The sequence below is a fragment of the Streptomyces sp. NPDC127108 genome (assembly GCF_042677545.1).
Taxonomy (GTDB): Bacteria; Actinomycetota; Actinomycetes; order Streptomycetales; family Streptomycetaceae; genus Streptomyces.
Genome location: NZ_JBHXTE010000001.1, coordinates 305,913 through 322,671, shown reverse-complemented (window position 1 = coordinate 322,671; position 16,759 = coordinate 305,913). Strand labels below are relative to the sequence as shown.

General features: G+C 71.6%; 12 protein-coding genes. 5 read left to right on the top strand and 7 right to left on the bottom strand.

The annotated features are described in order from the left end of the window. Positions 1-139 precede the first annotated feature (139 nt). The 6 genes from ACFVHO_RS01410 to ACFVHO_RS01385 all read right to left on the bottom strand — a co-directional run bounded on the left by ACFVHO_RS01410 (position 140) and on the right by ACFVHO_RS01385 (position 8,026). Positions 140-1,408, bottom strand: coding sequence for an MFS transporter (locus ACFVHO_RS01410; protein WP_385708467.1), 1,269 nt, complete (start codon positions 1,406-1,408; stop codon positions 140-142). 8 nt (positions 1,409-1,416) lie between these two features. After that, a complete protein-coding gene (locus ACFVHO_RS01405) occupies positions 1,417-1,980 on the bottom strand; it encodes a GNAT family N-acetyltransferase (RefSeq protein WP_385708464.1) in 564 nt (187 codons plus the stop codon). Continuing rightward, positions 1,977-3,191 (bottom strand): type III PLP-dependent enzyme, encoded by a 1,215-nt coding sequence (locus ACFVHO_RS01400; protein WP_385708461.1) that lies wholly within the window; start codon positions 3,189-3,191, stop codon positions 1,977-1,979. The genes ACFVHO_RS01405 and ACFVHO_RS01400 overlap by 4 nt, the downstream gene beginning before the upstream one ends. A gap of 18 nt (positions 3,192-3,209) precedes the next feature. Then, on the bottom strand, positions 3,210-4,520 hold the full coding sequence (locus tag ACFVHO_RS01395) for a DUF6271 family protein (RefSeq protein WP_385708458.1): 1,311 nt from the start codon (positions 4,518-4,520) through the stop codon (positions 3,210-3,212). A 20-nt stretch (positions 4,521-4,540) separates the two neighbouring features. Further along, positions 4,541-5,566 (bottom strand): YbiU family protein, encoded by a 1,026-nt coding sequence (locus tag ACFVHO_RS01390; protein WP_385708455.1) that lies wholly within the window; start codon positions 5,564-5,566, stop codon positions 4,541-4,543. 948 nt (positions 5,567-6,514) lie between these two features. Beyond that, a complete protein-coding gene (locus tag ACFVHO_RS01385) occupies positions 6,515-8,026 on the bottom strand; it encodes a glycoside hydrolase family 3 protein (RefSeq protein ID WP_385708452.1) in 1,512 nt (503 codons plus the stop codon). 403 nt (positions 8,027-8,429) lie between these two features. On the opposite strand from ACFVHO_RS01385, the gene ACFVHO_RS01380 reads away from it, so the two are divergent. From ACFVHO_RS01380 to ACFVHO_RS01370, 3 genes are all read left to right on the top strand, one after another. Further along, positions 8,430-9,710 (top strand): aromatic ring-hydroxylating dioxygenase subunit alpha, encoded by a 1,281-nt coding sequence (locus ACFVHO_RS01380; RefSeq protein WP_385708449.1) that lies wholly within the window; start codon positions 8,430-8,432, stop codon positions 9,708-9,710. Positions 9,711-9,935: 225 nt separating this feature from the next. Continuing rightward, positions 9,936-11,366, top strand: coding sequence for a hypothetical protein (locus ACFVHO_RS01375; RefSeq protein ID WP_385708446.1), 1,431 nt, complete (start codon positions 9,936-9,938; stop codon positions 11,364-11,366). 267 nt (positions 11,367-11,633) lie between these two features. Further along, positions 11,634-14,681 carry a family 16 glycoside hydrolase gene (locus tag ACFVHO_RS01370; RefSeq protein ID WP_385708443.1) on the top strand — a complete coding sequence of 1,016 codons (3,048 nt, stop codon included), beginning with the start codon at positions 11,634-11,636 and terminating at the stop codon, positions 14,679-14,681. Positions 14,682-14,796: 115 nt separating this feature from the next. On the opposite strand, the gene thpR is transcribed toward ACFVHO_RS01370, so the two are convergent. Then, complete coding sequence (thpR, locus tag ACFVHO_RS01365; protein ID WP_385708440.1) at positions 14,797-15,393, bottom strand: RNA 2',3'-cyclic phosphodiesterase; 597 nt, start codon at positions 15,391-15,393, stop codon at positions 14,797-14,799. Between the two features lie 139 nt (positions 15,394-15,532). Here thpR and ACFVHO_RS01360 point away from each other — a divergent pair, with 139 nt between their 5' ends. Beyond that, the gene (locus ACFVHO_RS01360; RefSeq protein WP_385708437.1) at positions 15,533-16,000 is read left to right on the top strand and encodes an NUDIX domain-containing protein; all 468 of its coding nucleotides are present in this window, start codon (positions 15,533-15,535) and stop codon (positions 15,998-16,000) included. A gap of 164 nt (positions 16,001-16,164) precedes the next feature. Continuing rightward, positions 16,165-16,638 (top strand): hypothetical protein, encoded by a 474-nt coding sequence (locus tag ACFVHO_RS01355; protein WP_385708434.1) that lies wholly within the window; start codon positions 16,165-16,167, stop codon positions 16,636-16,638. Positions 16,639-16,759: the final 121 nt, after the last annotated feature.

The window sequence follows — 16,759 nt, the reverse complement described above, 5'->3', positions numbered from 1 at the left end:
CTGCCTGTGGAGAGAAGCCGGACCGCCTCGGCGCGCTGCCGAAGCGGTCCACTCGCTCGTGACGGCCCACCCCGTACGGAGGCGGTCTACCTCCGTCCGGGGCGGTCCTCCCCGTCCCCGAGGCGCCCCGCCCGCCCCCTCACGCCTTCGCCTCCACCTCCACCTCCGCCTCCGCGTCCGTCTCCGCGTCCGCTCCCCGCGCCGCAGCCTTCGGCCAGCCGATCCGCGCCGAGCACACCGACACCAGCGACGCCGAGACCGCCACTGCCGCCATGCCCCAGACCAGGCTCGTGCCGTGGGCGAGGAAGCCGATGAGCGGTGGGCCGGCGAGCAGGCCGGTCGTTCCCATCGCGGCGACCAGGGCCAGTGCCTCCGAGCCCTGCCTGGCCGCCGCCACGTACACGCACGGCGTGACGGCCGCGATGCCGAGGCCCATGCAGGCGAAGCCGATCAGGGCCGGTACGACACCACCGGCGAGGAGGGCGAACGCGAGGCCCGCGGCGGCCAGGAGGCTGCCCACGCGCACGACGCGGCCGTCGCCGAACCGGGTGCGCCAGCCGTCGGCGAAGAGCCGGGCGAGCACCATCATGACGGAGACCACGGCGATGCCGAGCGGCGCGAGGCGCGCCGACGCGTCGGCGACCTCCTTCAGGTACAGCGCCGACCAGTCGTTCATGGCGCCCTCCGCCACGGTGCCGCACACCATGGCGCCGCCCATCCACAGGGTGACCCGGGAGGGCAGGCTCCAAGCCTTCTTCGCCTTCTTCCGCGGGGCGTCGGCGTCCTGTTCGGCGGCAGGGTCCGCAGCCGGTTCCGCGGCCGCGGCGGCGGGCTTCTCGTCCGGAAGCAGCGCCGGTTGGGCGAACAGCGTCAACAGCAGCACCAGCACGGTGGCGACGCCGAAGTGCAGCGCCACCGACGAACTCAGCGCGCTCATGCCGGAGGCGAGGAGCGCGGCGCCCAGCGAACCGGCGCTGAACGTCGCGTGCAGCTGCGACATGGCGGTCCGCTCGTGCCGGGCCTCGAGCGCGGCGCCCTGCGCGTTCATGGCGACGTTCAGACAGCCGACGCCCACGCCGTCGGCGCACATGACGACGAGGGCGACCGGGTAGTTCGGCGCGGCGGCGAGGGCGAGCAGGAGCACGCCGAGGAACAGGGCCGACACCAGCGCGAGGCGCCGCGAGCCCCAGCGTCGGGTGAGCGCGGCGACCAGCGGGAAGGACGCCGCCGCGCCCACCCCGCAGGCCATCAGGAGCAGCCCCAGCTCGGCCTCGGACAGGTCGAGCCGGGACTTGAGCGCGGGCAGCCTGGCCGCCCACGTGGCGTACTGGAAGCCCAGGACGCAGAACAGCGCCGCGATGGCCAGTTGTGCGCGCCGGAACTCATCGCGAACGAGCGATCTTTGCATCAGCGTCTTCAGCCTCTTCGTCCTTCCGGCACCGCCGCGGACATGTAGACCGCGTCCGTGCCGTAGCTGCCCGGGAGCGGGATCTCCCGATGGGCCCGGTACCCCTGCGCCGACCAGAAGGTCTCGCTCCCCGCGACGGCGACCAGGGAGATCTGCTCGTACGTCTGCGACCGTGCGGTCGTCGTCAGATGCCGCAGGAGCCGCCGGGCGAGCCCGCGCCCCCGGAAGTCCTCGGCGACGACGAGGTCGTGCAGGTGCAGATTGTCGGAGGGAGGAGCGGGGGGAACGGGGGCGTGGGTGGAGCCCGGGTCGGCTGCGGGCACATGCTCCTCCGCCCGCGCCAGGTCCGGCGACTCGAACGGCGGATACGGCAGCGCGAGCAGATACCCCGCGGTCCCCCCGGCGCAGTCGAGCACGAAGCACGTGCTCGGCGAGGCCCGCGCCCGCGACTCCAGGGCGGCCCGGCCCTCCGAGAGCCCGAGCGGTGTGTACACCTCGGCCTCCAGCGCCGCGATGCCGCCCCAGTCGTCGTCGGCGATGTGCCGCAGCTCGATGCGTACGTCGTGGGTCATCGCGCGCGCCCTCCGGTCGAGGAGACGAGGGGCGCGGCGTCGCCATCGCCGCGTATCCAGGTGTAGGGCAGCGGCCCGAAGCCGTTGAAGCCCCGCGTGGTGTAGCTCGCCGCGTACGCGCCGGAGGACAGGATCCACACCGGGTCGCCCGACGCGGCGCCCCGTGGCACGTGCACCAGGCTGCCCTCGTGGCTGTACGCGTCGTCGCTGTCGCAGGTGGGGCCCGCGACGACCGCCGGGACGTAGTCGCTGCCCCGGTACTCGGGGAACACCAGCGTGTACTGGAGCGCGTCCATCTCGTACAGGCCGTTGAACTTGCCGCAGCTGAGGTAGAGCCAGTGCTGGCGCTCCCCGTTGACCTGTTCGCGCGCGGACAGGCGGGACACGTGGGCGCGGACGGCGCCGTGGTCGGCGACGAGGTAGCGGCCCGGCTCGATGACGAAGTCCAGCGGGGTCCCGGTGACGGCCCTGAGCCGTTGCATGCCCTCCCGGATCACGGCGAAGATCTTGTCCAGGGGCGGGTCGAGGGGCCTGCCGTACCGGTCCCGGTAGCCGAGGGCGGGCAGGCCGCCGCCCAGGTTGATGTGGTCGAGGCGGATGCCGCGCCGTTCCAGGGCCGCGAGCACGTCGGCCATGCGGTCGAACGCGGCGTGCCACGCCTCGGCCGTCATCTGCTGGGAACCGACGTGCACCGACAGGCCCGACGGCGTCAGGCCCGACGCCCGCGCCGTGGAGAGCACCCGCAGGGCGTCGGCGGGGGAGCAGCCGAACTTGTGGCTGAGGCCCCACAGGGCGCCCTCGCCGTCGGTGGCGAGGCGGCAGAACACGCGGGAGCCGGGGGCGAGCGCCGCTATCGCGCGGACGTCCTCCACGCTGTCCGTCGCGAAGTCCCTGATGCCGAGGTCGTACGCCTCGGCGATGTGCCGGTCGGACTTGATGGTGTTCCCGTAGTGGATCCTGTCCGTCGGTGTGCCGGTGGCGAGGGCCTGCGCGATCTCGTGCGGGCTCGCCGCGTCGAATCCGGCTCCCCGCCCCGCGAGGCAGGACAGCACCTCGTCGACCGGGCAGGCCTTCATCGCGAACCGCACGGCGACGCCCGGCAGTTCCCGCACCAGGGAGTCGTGACGGTCCGCGATGCCGGGCAGGTCGTAGACGATCTGGTCCTCCGTGGCGGCCGCCAGGGCCGCCCGCAGGTTGGTCGTTTCGTACATGGTGGATGCCCTGTTCCGCTACGCGTGCAGTCGGCCGAGGCGCGTGGACCGGCTCGCCCGGACCAGCGCCGCCCAGCTCTCGATGAGCAGCGCGAAGTCCTCCATGTCCTGCCGTGCCTCGTCGAGGAGCCGCCCGCGCCGGGGCACGAGGGTGTCGGCGAACGCGGCGTACTTCCCGCCGAGCTTCCGGTAGGAACGGTCGAGGGCATCGAGCCGCGCCACGTTCTCCGCGGTGTCCAGCCGGGTGCTCTCGCGGACGAGTTCGGCGATCCGCGGGACGCGCACCTCGTGGCGCTCGTCGAGCAGCGCGGACCCGGCCGCCGTCATCTCGCCGTAGACGTGGTTGAGGTACAGCATCGACAGGAAGAACTTCACGAACCGGTTCTGGTACGCGACGAAGCCGGCCTCGGTCCTGCGCTCGCCCGTGTAGAAGTTCACGATGTTGCGGTTGTGCACGACTCCAGGCAGCGTGGCGTCGTACACCAGGTGCAGCAGGAAGTAGTCGCTGCCGATGGTGTCGGTCGCCGGGGGCAGCGGCACCCGCTCGTGCACCCCGTGGAAACTGACGTTGCACATGTCGACGCGCATGGGGTCGACGAGCGTCAGGTCCGCGCGGTCGCCCGTGAACGGGTCGTGCCCGGCGCCCCGGAAGGACTCGTCGACCAGCTCCCGCTTCTGCTCCTCGGACCACTCCTGCGGTGCCCACAGGCTGACCACGTCGTAGTAGACGTCGCGGTCCAGGTCGTGCATCTCGCCGATGTCCACGGACAGTTCACCGATGAACGACGAACCGACGAGCACCACGGGCTTGTCCGCGTGCTCCACCGCGAGGTCGGTCCCGGTGACGCCGTCGGCCGCGTCGGCCGCGCGCTTGCCGAGGGACATCAGCTCGTGGTGCACGGGGTAGACGGGCTCGCCGCCCAGGACCTGGTAGTCGCTGTCGGAGTCCCTGCGGTGCACCGACGCGCAGCCGAGCGCGGCGGCGATGAGGAACGCCCGGTTGGTGCAGGCGCCGTACGACACGGCGGCGGGCAGCATCAGATCGAGCAGCAGGTCCTGCTTCACGGCGCCCGCGGTGTCGATCACCTCCCGCAGGAACTCCCGCTGGTCGTCCTCGCCGAGGTGATGGACCACGATCCCCGCGGCGGCGGGCGCCGTCCGGGCGGCGCGGGCGTGCTCGGCGAAGGTCGCGGGGCCGGAGGAGTCCAGGATCAGTACGTGCACCTCGACGTCGAAGGTGCGGGCCGCGTACTCCGCCTCCTGGAGCAGGGCCACGATCATCGCGGTGCACGCCCTGTTGGTGGGCAGGGTCAGGCAGATCTTGCGCATGGCGGTTCTCCGCTTCACCACTAGGCGTTGTCGGCGTGCCAGGAACTGAGGCCGAGGAGCTTCTCGCCGAGCTCGGTGAGCTCGGCGGTGCCGTAACGCAGCGACTCGTGCTTCGTGGCGTCGCCGACGAGCGTCGCGTTCCAGTCCGGCGTGGACAGGTTGCGCCAGGACTCGACGCGCGACTTGCGCAGCGCGTGACTCTCCTCGAGCGCCGGCATCATGGAGAGGTACTGCACCGATCGGACACCGTTGTCGGAGGTGTTGGGGGCGACGCCGTGCGCCAGCATGCCGTTCCAGATCAGCAGGTCGCCCGCCTTCAACTCGGGGCGTACCACGGGGAATTCGGCGCGGTCGGTGTTGGGGCGGATCGGGTCGCGGTCCGCGGGCTGGTCGAGCTTCCACCGGTCGAACCGGTGGAACAGCTCCGGCGAGCACTGGAAGCCGCCCAGCTCCGGCTGGGTGTCGTGGAGCGCGATGATGCCCTGCACCCGCTGCGGCAGCACCCCGCGCGTGGAGTCGACGTCCCAGTGCAGCTCGATGTCGAAGCCCTCTTCCGTGGGTGCGATCAGCGCGCGGTCACGGTTCTTGACGTTCGGCGGGTTGAGGTTGAGCCGGTCGAGGGTCACCCACAGCTCTTCGCAGTCCCACACGTCGACGAACGCGTCGTAGACCCGCTGCGTCTGGCGGCTGTCCCAGATCAGCTGGTGGTGGTACGCCTCCACGAAGCCGTAGATGTACAGGTCCCGCTCCAGGTCGGTGCTGAACTCCCGCTCCTCGTACCAGGTGTCGGGCCGGGACCGGTCGAGTCCCTGGAACTCCCAGGTGAAGTCGAGCAGACGGCCCGCGGCCTCGGCGGATATCGCCTCCGGGACCACCACGTAGCCGTAGCTCTGCCAGGAGGCGAACTGCTCCTCGGTGAGGACGCGCAACGGGTGCGTCTTCTTGATCTCGTTCAGCGGGAACTGCGCCAGGTACGTCTCGCCGTCCGAGCTGAAATACGGGCGGTCCGACGCGGCTCGGTGCAGGAATTCGTACGGGGTGGACATGCGGGGTCCTCCAAGGCTGCTGGGACGCGGTGAAGGGGCACTTGTGGGCACGGCGAACGGGCGGGAAGCAGCCGCGGCTCGGCGGTTCGCGCGTGGGGGGAGGCCTCGCTGGGGGAGGCGGCGACGAGATCGGCCGAGGTGCTGCCGTCGTCGCGGTCCGGGAGCAACACTGCCCGCCGGACCGGCGGTGGTACCGGGGCGGCACACGCCGCGACGGACGCGGGCGTCCGGTCGCGGGGGCGTCGCGAAACGACGTGCCCCGGTCTGTCCGAGGTCGGAGTGTGTGCGGGTTCGTTTCCCGCCGGCCGCATGGGACGCGGTGTGCGGGGGGTGGGAGAGAGGGTGACGGTCGGTCGGTGCCGCTGCCGTGGCGTGGGGGTGGTCGGTCCGGGGCCACGGTGGTGGCATGGCGTGCGGATCGTGACGGCGGACCGCGGCCGTAGGGTGCTCGGCCGTGGTCCGTCAGGCCGAGCGCTCGGTGCGGTGCGTCCGGGGCGAGCGGCGTGGCGGGGGGAGGGGCAGCGGGGTGGCAGGGCTGCGGGGCACTGTCGTGCGGGTGGCGCGGGCGCCGTGGTGCCCGGTGTCGACAGAGCCGGTGGTGCTACCTCCTCGTACTCGACGCCGCTCCCGGGGCAAGAGGCCGCGGTGGACGCGCGATGCCGGCCGTCCCGCTCCGCGGCGGGGCCGCACCGGGCTCCTGGATCCGGCGCGCACCCTTCCCGGAGTGGACTAGACCAGCTTCGGTTTCAACCAAAGATGGACTAGACCAAGGGCGAAGTCAACCCCCGCCCGGACCGGGTGTGTTGCTGCGCCCGCGGCCAGGCGCACGGCCCGTGAAGGTGCCCTAAAGGGCACCTTCGACTGCCCCGTGAGCTGCCCCGAAGGGCCTTGCGGAGGCCTCTGGGGGCGGCTCTGTGCGGGCGGCCCGTCACCGGACCGCCCCGGCGTTCAGGAGGCGCCGGCGAGCACCTCGGCGACGGCGATTCCGGAGACCCGGGTGGCGCCGTACGTCATCACGTGGACCGCGCCGACCTGTTCGCCCGCGGGAACCCCCATCTCCACCACCAGGGCGTCGGGGCGGCGGCGCACCAGTCCCTGGAGCGCCTGGGACATCCACGGGTGCCGGGCCGCGTCACGGACGACGACGATCAGGTCCCGGCCGTTCGCGGGGGTCAGGGCGAGGCGGTCGAGGAGGTCGTCCTGGCCGGTCAGCTCGGACTCTGAGATCCGCACGGACGTCGTGCCCGGACGCAGCGCGCGCAGCGGCTCGCCGACGCCCCACGGGGTGGCGCCGTCGACGGCGAGGCTCATGGTGGGGGAGAGCTCGACGACGTGCGGGTCGGCCGTGAGCGGCAGCTCGGCGCCGTTGCCGCTGCGATGCACGCGCACGGCGCGGCGGGCCGCGACCAGACCGATGTCGGAGGCGTCCGCGTCCGGGTCCGCCTGCCGGGCGAGGGCGGCCGACCAGGTGGCGAACTCGCCGACGCGCGCGGCCGCTTCGGTCAGGCGCTCCTCGGGCAGCGTGCCGTCGAGGACCGCGCGCACCAGGGCGTCGGCGAGGTCGACGGTGGTGGACTCCTCGGCGCTCTCGCCGCCGACGCACACCGCGTCCACGCCCGCGGCGACGGCCCGGACGGTGGCGCCGGTGATGCCGTACGGGCCGGTCACGGCGCCCATCTCGATGCCGTCGGTGACGACGAGGCCGGTGAAGCCGAGCTTCTCGCGCAGCAGGCCGTTGATGATCGGGCCGCTGAGCGTGGCGGGCATCTCGTCGTCGTGGGCCGGGACGAGCATGTGCGCGGTCATGACGGCGCGGACGCCCGCGTCCATGGCGGCGGCGAACGGCGGCAGGGCGGTGCGGGCGATCTCGTCGGCGTCGGCCGTGAACCGCGGCAGGCCGTGGTGGGAGTCGACGTCGGTGTCGCCGTGGCCGGGGAAGTGCTTGGCGCAGGCGGCGACGCCGACGGACTGCAGGCCGCGGATCCAGGCGGCGGTCTGCCGGGCCACCACGTCCGTGCTGGCGCCGAAGGAGCGGACGCCGATGACCGGGTTCATCGCGTTGGAGTTCACGTCGGCGCTGGGCGCGAAGTCCAACGACACGCCGATCGCCCGCAGTTGGCGGCCGATGTCGCGGGCGACCTGCTCGGTGAGGTCGGGGTCGTCGATGGCGCCGAGCGCGAGGTTGCCCGGCCAGGAGGCGCCGGTGCGGGCGCCGATGCGGGTGACGTCGCCGGCCTCCTCGTCGATGGCGACGATCAGGTCGGGGTTCTCCGCGCGCAGGGCCGCGGTGAGGGCGGCGACCTGCTCGGGGCTCTCGATGTTGCGGCCGAAGAGCACGACGGAGGCGAGCCCGTCGGCGATCCGGCGGCGCACCCAGTCCGGGGCGGTGGTGCCCGCGAAGCCCGGTTGGAGCACGGAGTTGGCCAGCCGGGTGAGGCGCGGGTGGCTGTCGCTTGCCATGAGGGACCTCCGGAGGAGCGGGGTGCGGGATCGGCGGATCGGTCGACCGCGGCGAAAGCGGTGCGAACGAGGTGGATATTGGCCTATACCAATCAACCGCGTCAAGGAGTCGTTCCATGCCGGTGTGTGCTCAAATGTGCTGCACAGGCAGGGGGTTTGGGGTGATCGCGGAGTGCGGCCGTCCGGTGTTGACCCCCGCCTCCCGCGCCTCAGGCGTCAGTCATTGGCCTAGACCTTTCGGTGAGGGGCGAGTTTACGTCGATTGCCTGTCTCCCGTGCATCGGACATCCGGATTGCCCGGGTCAGCCGAAGGATGTACGCGAATGTCGTTCAGGCTGTCGATCCCGCTCCGTCGGCCGCGGCGGAGCATGAAAGGAGATCCCGGACTGAAGGCGGTGCCACGATGCTGCACGAAGGACTTTCCTCCCCGCACGGCGGAGTCTCCTCCCCGCACGACGGACGTCTCTCCCCGCAGGGCGGATCCCCGAACGGCGGACTGCCCGCCCTGCTCGGCGAACTGGCCCGGCTCGCCCAGCTGCCCCTGGAGCGCGGCGAGACCCTGCCCGCCCGGGCCTACACCAGCGAGGACTTCCACGCACTGGAGCAGGACCGCATCTTCGGCGGCGACTGGATCTGCGTCGGCCATGTCTCGCAGGTCGCCCGCCCCGGCGACTATCTGCGCGTGGACGACCTCGGCCGGCCCCTGGTGATCACCCGCGACGAGAACGGCGACCTGCACGCGCTGTCGAGGGTGTGCCGGCACCGCTTCATGGACGTACTGCCGCCCGAGTCGACCCCCGACCAGGGCTCGCTCAAACGGCTCACCTGTCCGTACCACACCTGGACGTACCGCCTGAACGGCGAGTTCGCGGGACAGCTCGCGGGCGCCCCGCTGATGAACAAGGTCGAGTTCGACCGCGCCGCCTGCCGACTTCCCCAGTTCCGCCTGGAGGTCTGGCACGGCCTGCTGATGGTCACGGCGGACCCGGACGCGGCCCCGCTCGCCCCGCAGCTGAGCGCGCTCGAAGCCACGGTGGCGCCGTACCGCGTCGAGGACCTGGTCGTCGGGTTCACGGCCCGCTGGGACGGCGTCCCCGCGAACTGGAAGGTTGCGTTCGAGAACGGTTCGGAGAACTACCACCACATGGGTTCGCACGCCGACTCCCTGGAGCGGATCCTCCCCGGCAAGGACACGGTCGTCGACGAGTGCGAGGGGCGCGGGTTCAGCATGTACACCCCGTTCGCCCCCGACATGGAGATCCCGCAGGGACCGGACGGCATGGACCTGGTCGGCACCCTCATCCCCGGACTCGGCATGCGCCAGCTCTCCGGCATGACGGTCGCGGGCGTCTTCCCGAACATGGCGATGGCCATGATGCCCGACAGCGTCGCGTTCGCACGGTGGATCCCGAGGGGCCCGGGCGGCCACGACGCGGTCTTCACGATCCTGGTCCCCGAGGAGGCCAAGCGGCGGCCCGGCTTCGACGCCTATGTGGAGGCCTCCCGGCAGCAGTTCGAGATCATCCAGGCGGAGGACCTGGTGGCGATCCGCGGGGTGCAGCGCGGACTCGCCACCGACCCCGCGCCGTCGGCAGGCCGCTTCTCCCATCTGGAGCGTCCGCTGTGGCAGTTCCAGCGGTATCTGGCGGAGCGCCTGGCCGGGGCGGGGGCCGTGGCGTCCTGAGCGGGCGGTGCGGCCCGGGGGGGCGCCCGGAGAGCGGTAGGGGACGGCCACGGAGGTCCGAAGGGGTGGCTGCGGAGATCAATATGAACGCAATCCCCGGGCTCTCGTACGCCACTTCACCGGTGCCTAGCATCGAGCCCTCCGCGCGAGGGCCGCGCCTGGAGGCCCGGGGAAGGACGACTCATGGGCAACTGGCTGACCGCACGGCGACCACGCCGTTCACGCATGTCCCACCGGCGGGGGTGCGCCGCCGTCCTCGCCGGTGGCGTCGCCGTGGTCCTCACGGCGGGCCTCGCGGGACCCGCCCCCGCCACCGCGGCCGACCCCGGGCGCCCCGGCCCCGCGGACTGCCCGGCGAGCGTGGGCACGAAGGCCACCTGCTACACCGGCCGGGACGGCAACGGCGCGTACTACACCATCGCCGTCCCCCGGGACTGGAACGGCTCGCTGGTCCTGCACGCGCACGGCGGCCCCGACCTCGGCGCCTGGTCCGACCCGCAGCGCAGCATGGACGACCTCGGCCGCTGGTCGGTGATGGTGGACGAGGGGTACGCGTGGGCGGGCTCCTCCTACCGCCGGGGCGGCTACGGCACGCGCATGGCGGCCGCCGACACCGAGAACCTGCGCAAGCTCTTCGTGCGCGAGTTCCGCAAGCCGCGGAAGACCTACCTGCACGGCCAGTCCTGGGGAGGTGACGTGGCCGCCAAGGCCGTCGAGACGTACGGCTCGCGCGGTGGGCGGCCCTACGACGGCGCGCTGCTGACCAACGGCGTGCTCGGCGGCGGCTCGCGCGGCTACGACTACCGCGTGGACCTGCGCGTCGTCTACCAGTACTACTGCCGGAACCACCCCCGGCCGTCCGAGCCCCAGTACCCGCTGTGGAGCGGCCTGCCGAAGGACTCCGCGATGACGGGCGATGACCTCGAAGCCCGGCTGCGGGAGTGCACCGGCCTGGGCTCGGCGCCCGCCGACCGCACGGCCCGCCAGCAGCGCAACCTCGACGACATCCTCGCCGTCACCCGGATCCCGGAACGCTCCCTGGAATCCCATCTGAAGTTCGCGACCTTCACCTTCCGCGACATCGTCGACAAGCGGCTCGGCGGCCGCAATCCCTTCAGCAACAAGGGCGTGCGCTACTCCGGCTCCCACGACGACAAGGCCCTCAACGCCGGGGTGCAGCGGTTCTCGGCCGACCCCACGGCGGCCCGCGACCTGTCGTACGACAGCGATCTCACCGGGAAGGTCTCGATCCCCGTGCTCACACTGCACGCGATCGACGACCCGACGGCCTTCGTCGAACACGAGGCCGCCTACCGCGCCTCGCTGCGCGGAGCGGGCCGGGACCGGCATCTGGTGCAGACGTTCACACGGGAGAACGAGCACAGCGGGCTGAGCGCGGCCGAGTACGCCAACTCCCTTGCCGCGCTGGACACCTGGGTGCGCAAGGGCAGGAAGCCGATCCCGGCGTCCGTGGCCGCTTCCTGCCCGGCCTTCGACGCGACGTACGGCACGGGCTGCTTCTACGACCCCCGCTTCGTGCCGGGGGAGTACGCCTCGCGGGTGCGGCCGCGTCCCGGCGGTCACTCCTGGCCCGCGATGACGGCGGCGCAGGAGCGGAGTTGGGGGCGCGTCCCGGGTGTGGGCATCGCTCCCTGACCGCACGGCCGGTGACGGTTCCGTGCCCGGCGGCGCGGGGGAGGTCGTGCCCCGTGCCGCCGGTTCCGCGGGCCGTGCTTTGTCCTGCCGCGAGAAAAAGTTGCGTTCTTTGTCGCGCAAGGGCTTCCGGGTTCGATGAAAGCTGACTAGCGTCCCGCCCCAAGTCACCCGCACGCGCCCGGAGCCCCTGTGGTGCCGGATGCCCCACCCCGCGCACAGGTGGCGGAACGCCAGGTCCCTTCGCCTCATCACCTGCCGGGAGCAGCAATGAGCGCACGGTCGTACCGAAGATTCCGTACTCGTTTGAGCTTATTGGCCGTCGGATCCCTGCTCGCCGGGGTCACCGGGGCCACGGGCGTCTCCGGAGCCGCCTGGGCGGCCCCCGCCCCGGCCGCCGTCTCCGCCGACGACGATCCGAGCCCCTTCGTCGAACTCCCGCCGCAGGAGCCAGGGGTCACCCAGCGCGTCTACGACATGCAGCGGCCCCTGAACAAGCTGTGCGAGCTCAAGCCCGGGCAGACCCCGAACGTCGACGAGCTGAAGCCGGTCGTCGACTGGAAGGAGGCCGCGGACTTCGGCGGCCTCGCCGACAACTTCGTCTCGCACACGATCGCCAACCTCAACGTCCCGCGGGACGGCAGCTACACCTTCCGCCTCACCAGCGACGACGGCTCCCGGCTGCTGATCGACAACAAGCGGGTCATCGACCACGACGGCCAGCACGGACCGAGCCCCAAGGACGGCACGGTCGAGCTGACGGCCGGGTACCACGCCCTGCTCATCGAGCACTTCGAGGCTGGCGGCGAACAGCAGGTCACGCTCTCCTGGAAGCCGCCGGGTGCCGGTGACTTCGCCGTCGTACCGAACTCGGTCCTGAGCACCGACAAGGGCGTCGTGCGGGTCACCGCGCCGGGCCGCAAGGAGTGCGCGGGCTCCACGGAGACGCCGGGCGACGGCCTTCCGCTGAACGGCGTCCACCCCGACTACCGGCTCACCGACCTCAGGCCGAAGGGGTTCGAGCCGCAGGTCTCCGCGATGGACTGGCTGCCCGACGGCCGTCTCGCCGTGGCCACGTGGGGCGGCACCGACAACACCAAGGGTGAGGTCTACCTCCTCGACAACGTCACCGGCAGCACCGGCCCCGAGAAGGTGACCACCAAGAAGGTCGCCGAGGGCCTGAAGGAGCCGATGGGCCTCAAGTACGTCGACGGCTCGCTGTACGTCTCCCAGAAACACGAGCTGACCCGGCTGAAGGACGACAACGGCGACGACGTCACCGACGCCTACGAGACCGTCGCCACCTGGCCGTTCGGCAAGAACTTCCACGAGTTCGCCTTCGGCCTGCTCTACCGGGACGGCTTCTTCTACCTGAACCTGTCCGTGGCCATCAACCTCGGCGGCGCCACCACCGACCCGCAGCCCGCGAAGAACCGCGGCACCACCATCAAGGTCAACCGCGCGACCGGCGAGGTCTCCTACGTCGCGGGCGGCCTGCGCACCCCCAACGGCATCGGCTGGGGCCCCGACGACGAGCTGTTCGCCACCGACAACCAGGGCGGCTGGCTGCCGTCGTCGAAGCTCCTGCACGTCAAGCAGGGCCGTTTCTTCAACCACCACACCAACCCCGACGGGCCGTTCGACGACAAGCCCGTCACACGGCCCGTGCTGTGGCTGCCGCAGAACGAGATCGGCAACTCGCCGAGCAATCCGATCCTCCTGAAGGAGGGCACCTTCGCAGGGCAGTTGCTCTTCGGCGACGTGACCTACGGCGGCGTGCAGCGGGCGTCCCTGGAGAAGGTCGGAGGCGAGTACCAGGGCGCGGTCTTCCGCTTCACACAGGGACTCGAGGCCGGGGTCAACCGGATCAGCACGGGCCCCGACGGCGCCCTGTACGCCGGTGGTCTGGGCGCCGGCGGCAACTGGGGCCAGCCGGGCAAGCTGAAGCACGGCCTCCAGAAGCTGACGCCCCAGGGCGCCGACGCCTTCGACATCAAGGCCATGCGTGCCACGCGGAGCGGCTTCGAGATGGAGTACACCAAGCCGGTGTCCCAGGCGACGGCCGAGAAGCTCGCCGCCCGCTACCAGGTCACGCAGTGGCGCTACGTACCCACCGCGGCCTACGGCGGCCCCAAGGTGGACGAGGAGACCCTGCCCGTGCGCTCGGCGACGCTCTCCTCCGACCGCAAGAAGGTCACCTTGGAGATCCCGGGCCTCAAGGCCGACCGCGTCGTCCACGTGCGCTCGCCCCGCCCCTTCACCGCCGAGGGCGGCAAGAGCCTGTGGAGCACCGAGGCGTGGTACACCCTGAACCGCATCCCCGGAGTCAAGCCCGCCCCGCAGTCCCTGTACGAGGCGGAGGAGGCCCGGCTCGACGGCGGCGCCCGGACCAACGACAACCACGCCGCGTACTCAGGCAGCGGATTCGTCGACAGTTTCGGCACCAAGGGCGCCGCCACCACCTTCGACGTCCGGGCGAAGAAGGCGGGCACCTATGACGTCGGCCTGCGGTACAGCAACGGCCCGTACCCGGCGGCCGGGACCAAGACGCTGAGCGTCCACGTCAACGGTGAGAAGGTGCGGCAGACGAAGCTCCACTCCACCGGCACCTGGGACAAGTGGTCCTCGCAGACCGAGCGCCTGAAACTGCGGGCGGGCACCAACACCATCACGTACCGCCATGACGAGGGCGACACCGGCCACGTGAACCTCGATCTGCTGGCCGTCCACCCACAAGGCGCCAGGACCACCCTCTTCGATGGCGCCGACCGCTCGCCCTGGCAGCACACCGACGGCCGCACCCCGCAGTGGCCGCTCGTCGGGGACCGCGCGATGGAGGTCTGCTGCGGCGACATCCGCACCAAGCAGGCGTTCCAGGACTTCAAGCTGCACGTCGAGTTCTGGCTGCCGAAGCTGCCGCCGGACGTGACCGGCCAGGACCGCGCGAACAGCGGCGTGTACCTCCACGAGCGCTACGAGATCCAGATCCTCGACTCCTACGGCGACAACTCCCCGGCCAACGACGAAGCCGGTGCGATCTACAAGAAGAAGGCCCCCGACACCAACGCGGCCAAACCGCCCGAGACCTGGCAGTCGTACGACATCACCTTCCGCGCCGCCCGCTTCGACGACAGCGGCAAGAAGACGGACGACGCCCGCGTCACGCTCGTGTGGAACGGCGTCAAGGTGCACGACGACGTGGCGATCGACGGACCGACGGGAGCGGGGGATCCGGAGGGCCCGACGGCGGGCGCCATCCGGCTGCAGGACCACGCGAACGCGGTGCGGTACCGGAACATCTCGATACAGCCGCTGTAGCACTCCACCAGGCGCGGGCCCGGTTGCGCGAACGGTCGTCACAGGCCGCTCGGCAACCGGGCTCGCGGCACGCCCCGCCAGGACGTGGTGGCCACGCCGGACACCGGCCGGTGGGCTAACCGCCGCGACGAGAACCGCCGTCGAAGCTCCAGGCGTCGACGTCCCGGTACCGGATCGGGCCCGGACCGCGGCCGAAGTTGCTGGCGACCAGGTGGAGACGCTCGGCCTGCCAGCGGCGGCCGGTGAAACCGCCCAGTCCGGCGGCGGCCTCGACCGCGCACGACGGCGTGTCGCGGCGGGCACGGGCCAGCGTCAGATGAGGACGGAACGGCCGCTCCACGAGGCCGATCCCGCACTCCTTGACCACGGCACGCACCGTGGTGGCGAGCAGAGCCAGTTCGTCGAGGTCGCCGTCGACGCCGCTCCACAGCACCCGCTCGTCGAAGTGTCCGCCTCCGCGCAGCGCCAGGGTGAGGGGCCGGTGGGCGGCCGCGAGCACCGCCAGCGGCGGGCACAGCTCCGGAACCGTCGCGCGCGGGACCTCGCCGAGGAACGCCAGGGTGATGTGCCAGTCCTCGATGCGGTTCCAGCGCATTCGCGGATGCGCCCGGTAGGCGGGGCCGAGTTCCCGGGCCAGTTCCTGTTTCGCGTCGTCGGGCGGGGCGAGCGCGATGAACACACGCACGGTCTCGGGTTGGATCTCTTGGTTCACAGAGAGTTCGTACCGCACCCGGGTGACGCGAGTGCCGCCGACCCCGCCCCGGGGCTCGAAGGCGCCGCGTCCGGCACCGCTCCGCCGCCGACACGGGCGTAGGGTCCGATGGCATGCAGCCCTCTCGCCCCACGCCGTCATGACCGGCCGCCGCAGCGCCGGACTGCTCCTCTACCGCCGCCAGGGCCCCGCGCCCGAGGTGCTCGTCGGCCACATGGGCGGGCCGTTCTGGGCCCGCCGTGACCAGGCGGCCTGGTCGATTCCCAAGGGTGAGTACGGCGACGAGGAGGAGCCGTTGGCCGCGGCGGTGCGCGAGTTCGAGGAGGAACTCGGCCTGCCCGCACCCGCCGGGCCCTACCAGGCGCTGGGCGAGGTCCGGCAGGCGGGCGGCAAGACCGTGACCGTCTGGGCCGTCGAGGCCGACCTCGCCCCGGAGACGGTGGTCCCCGGCACGTTCCGCATGGAGTGGCCGCGCGGCTCGGGCCGCGTCCAGGAGTTCCCGGAGCTCGACCGGGTGGCCTGGCTCCCGCTGGACCGGGCGGCAGAGAAGCTCGTGGCGGGGCAGCGGGCGTTCTTGGAGCGGCTGGCCGGGCTTTTGGGTGCCTGACTGATACCGGGCCAGTAATAACTGCTTGGCAACGGCATCAAACCCGCGGCTCCTTCGGCCTGTGTCGAAACACATGGCCCCCACCGGCCGGGCATCAGCATGCTCATTTCAGCGTCGGCGTCGCGCCCGGCACCGACGGCCAACTACAGCAACGGGGAAGACACATGGCACAGTCAGGCAAGTTCAAGCGGATGCTCGTCGCCTCCGGCGCGGCAGTCGTGCTGTCGGCCGGCGCACTCGGTGCGCCGGCGGCGCTCGCCGACAGCCCCGGATCCCAGGCAGGGCGCACTACCGTCGCCGCCCAGCCGAGGGTGATGGCGAATGACACCCCGGACGGCTACGCCTGGAAGGCGTACATCCAGAACCACCGCTACGCCGATGTGATCTGGGACGACTACACCTCCGACGGTGCGGACGTGGACAGTCTCACCATCGACGACGCGAACTTCGACGGCCGCTCGTCGGAGCTGCGGGTCTACAAGAGCAACGGCGACCTGTACAAGAAGGTGCACGCCTACGGCGGTAGCAAGACGATCCAGAAGAAGACCTCGAACGGCAAGAAGGCCTACTTCCGGGTTTGCGGCTGGAACAACGAATCCCAGAAGGGCTGCACCGGCAAGCACTACTTCCGTGAGTGATCAGGTCCTCTGCCGGAGATGAGTGGAGCGGGGGCTGGTGGCCCAGGCGGGGGACAAGGGAATTAGGCCCGAAGGGTTGAATGAGGTTGTTTTGGAGTTAGTGTTGGGGGTAGGGGGGCGA

Excerpts from the sequence above, each read along its gene's own strand:
- ACFVHO_RS01360 (WP_385708437.1), top strand. The coding sequence starts at position 15,533 with ATGACCGGCCGCCGCAGCGCCGGACTGCTCCTCTACCGCCGCCAGGGC.
- ACFVHO_RS01370 (WP_385708443.1), top strand. The coding sequence starts at position 11,634 with ATGAGCGCACGGTCGTACCGAAGATTCCGTACTCGTTTGAGCTTATTG.
- ACFVHO_RS01400 (WP_385708461.1), bottom strand. The coding sequence starts at position 3,191 with ATGTACGAAACGACCAACCTGCGGGCGGCCCTGGCGGCCGCCACGGAG.
- ACFVHO_RS01395 (WP_385708458.1), bottom strand. The coding sequence starts at position 4,520 with ATGCGCAAGATCTGCCTGACCCTGCCCACCAACAGGGCGTGCACCGCG.
- ACFVHO_RS01390 (WP_385708455.1), bottom strand. The coding sequence starts at position 5,566 with ATGTCCACCCCGTACGAATTCCTGCACCGAGCCGCGTCGGACCGCCCG.
- ACFVHO_RS01380 (WP_385708449.1), top strand. The coding sequence starts at position 8,430 with ATGCTGCACGAAGGACTTTCCTCCCCGCACGGCGGAGTCTCCTCCCCG.
- ACFVHO_RS01385 (WP_385708452.1), bottom strand. The coding sequence starts at position 8,026 with ATGGCAAGCGACAGCCACCCGCGCCTCACCCGGCTGGCCAACTCCGTG.
- ACFVHO_RS01410 (WP_385708467.1), bottom strand. The coding sequence starts at position 1,408 with ATGCAAAGATCGCTCGTTCGCGATGAGTTCCGGCGCGCACAACTGGCC.
- ACFVHO_RS01375 (WP_385708446.1), top strand. The coding sequence starts at position 9,936 with ATGTCCCACCGGCGGGGGTGCGCCGCCGTCCTCGCCGGTGGCGTCGCC.
- ACFVHO_RS01405 (WP_385708464.1), bottom strand. The coding sequence starts at position 1,980 with ATGACCCACGACGTACGCATCGAGCTGCGGCACATCGCCGACGACGAC.
- ACFVHO_RS01355 (WP_385708434.1), top strand. The coding sequence starts at position 16,165 with ATGGCACAGTCAGGCAAGTTCAAGCGGATGCTCGTCGCCTCCGGCGCG.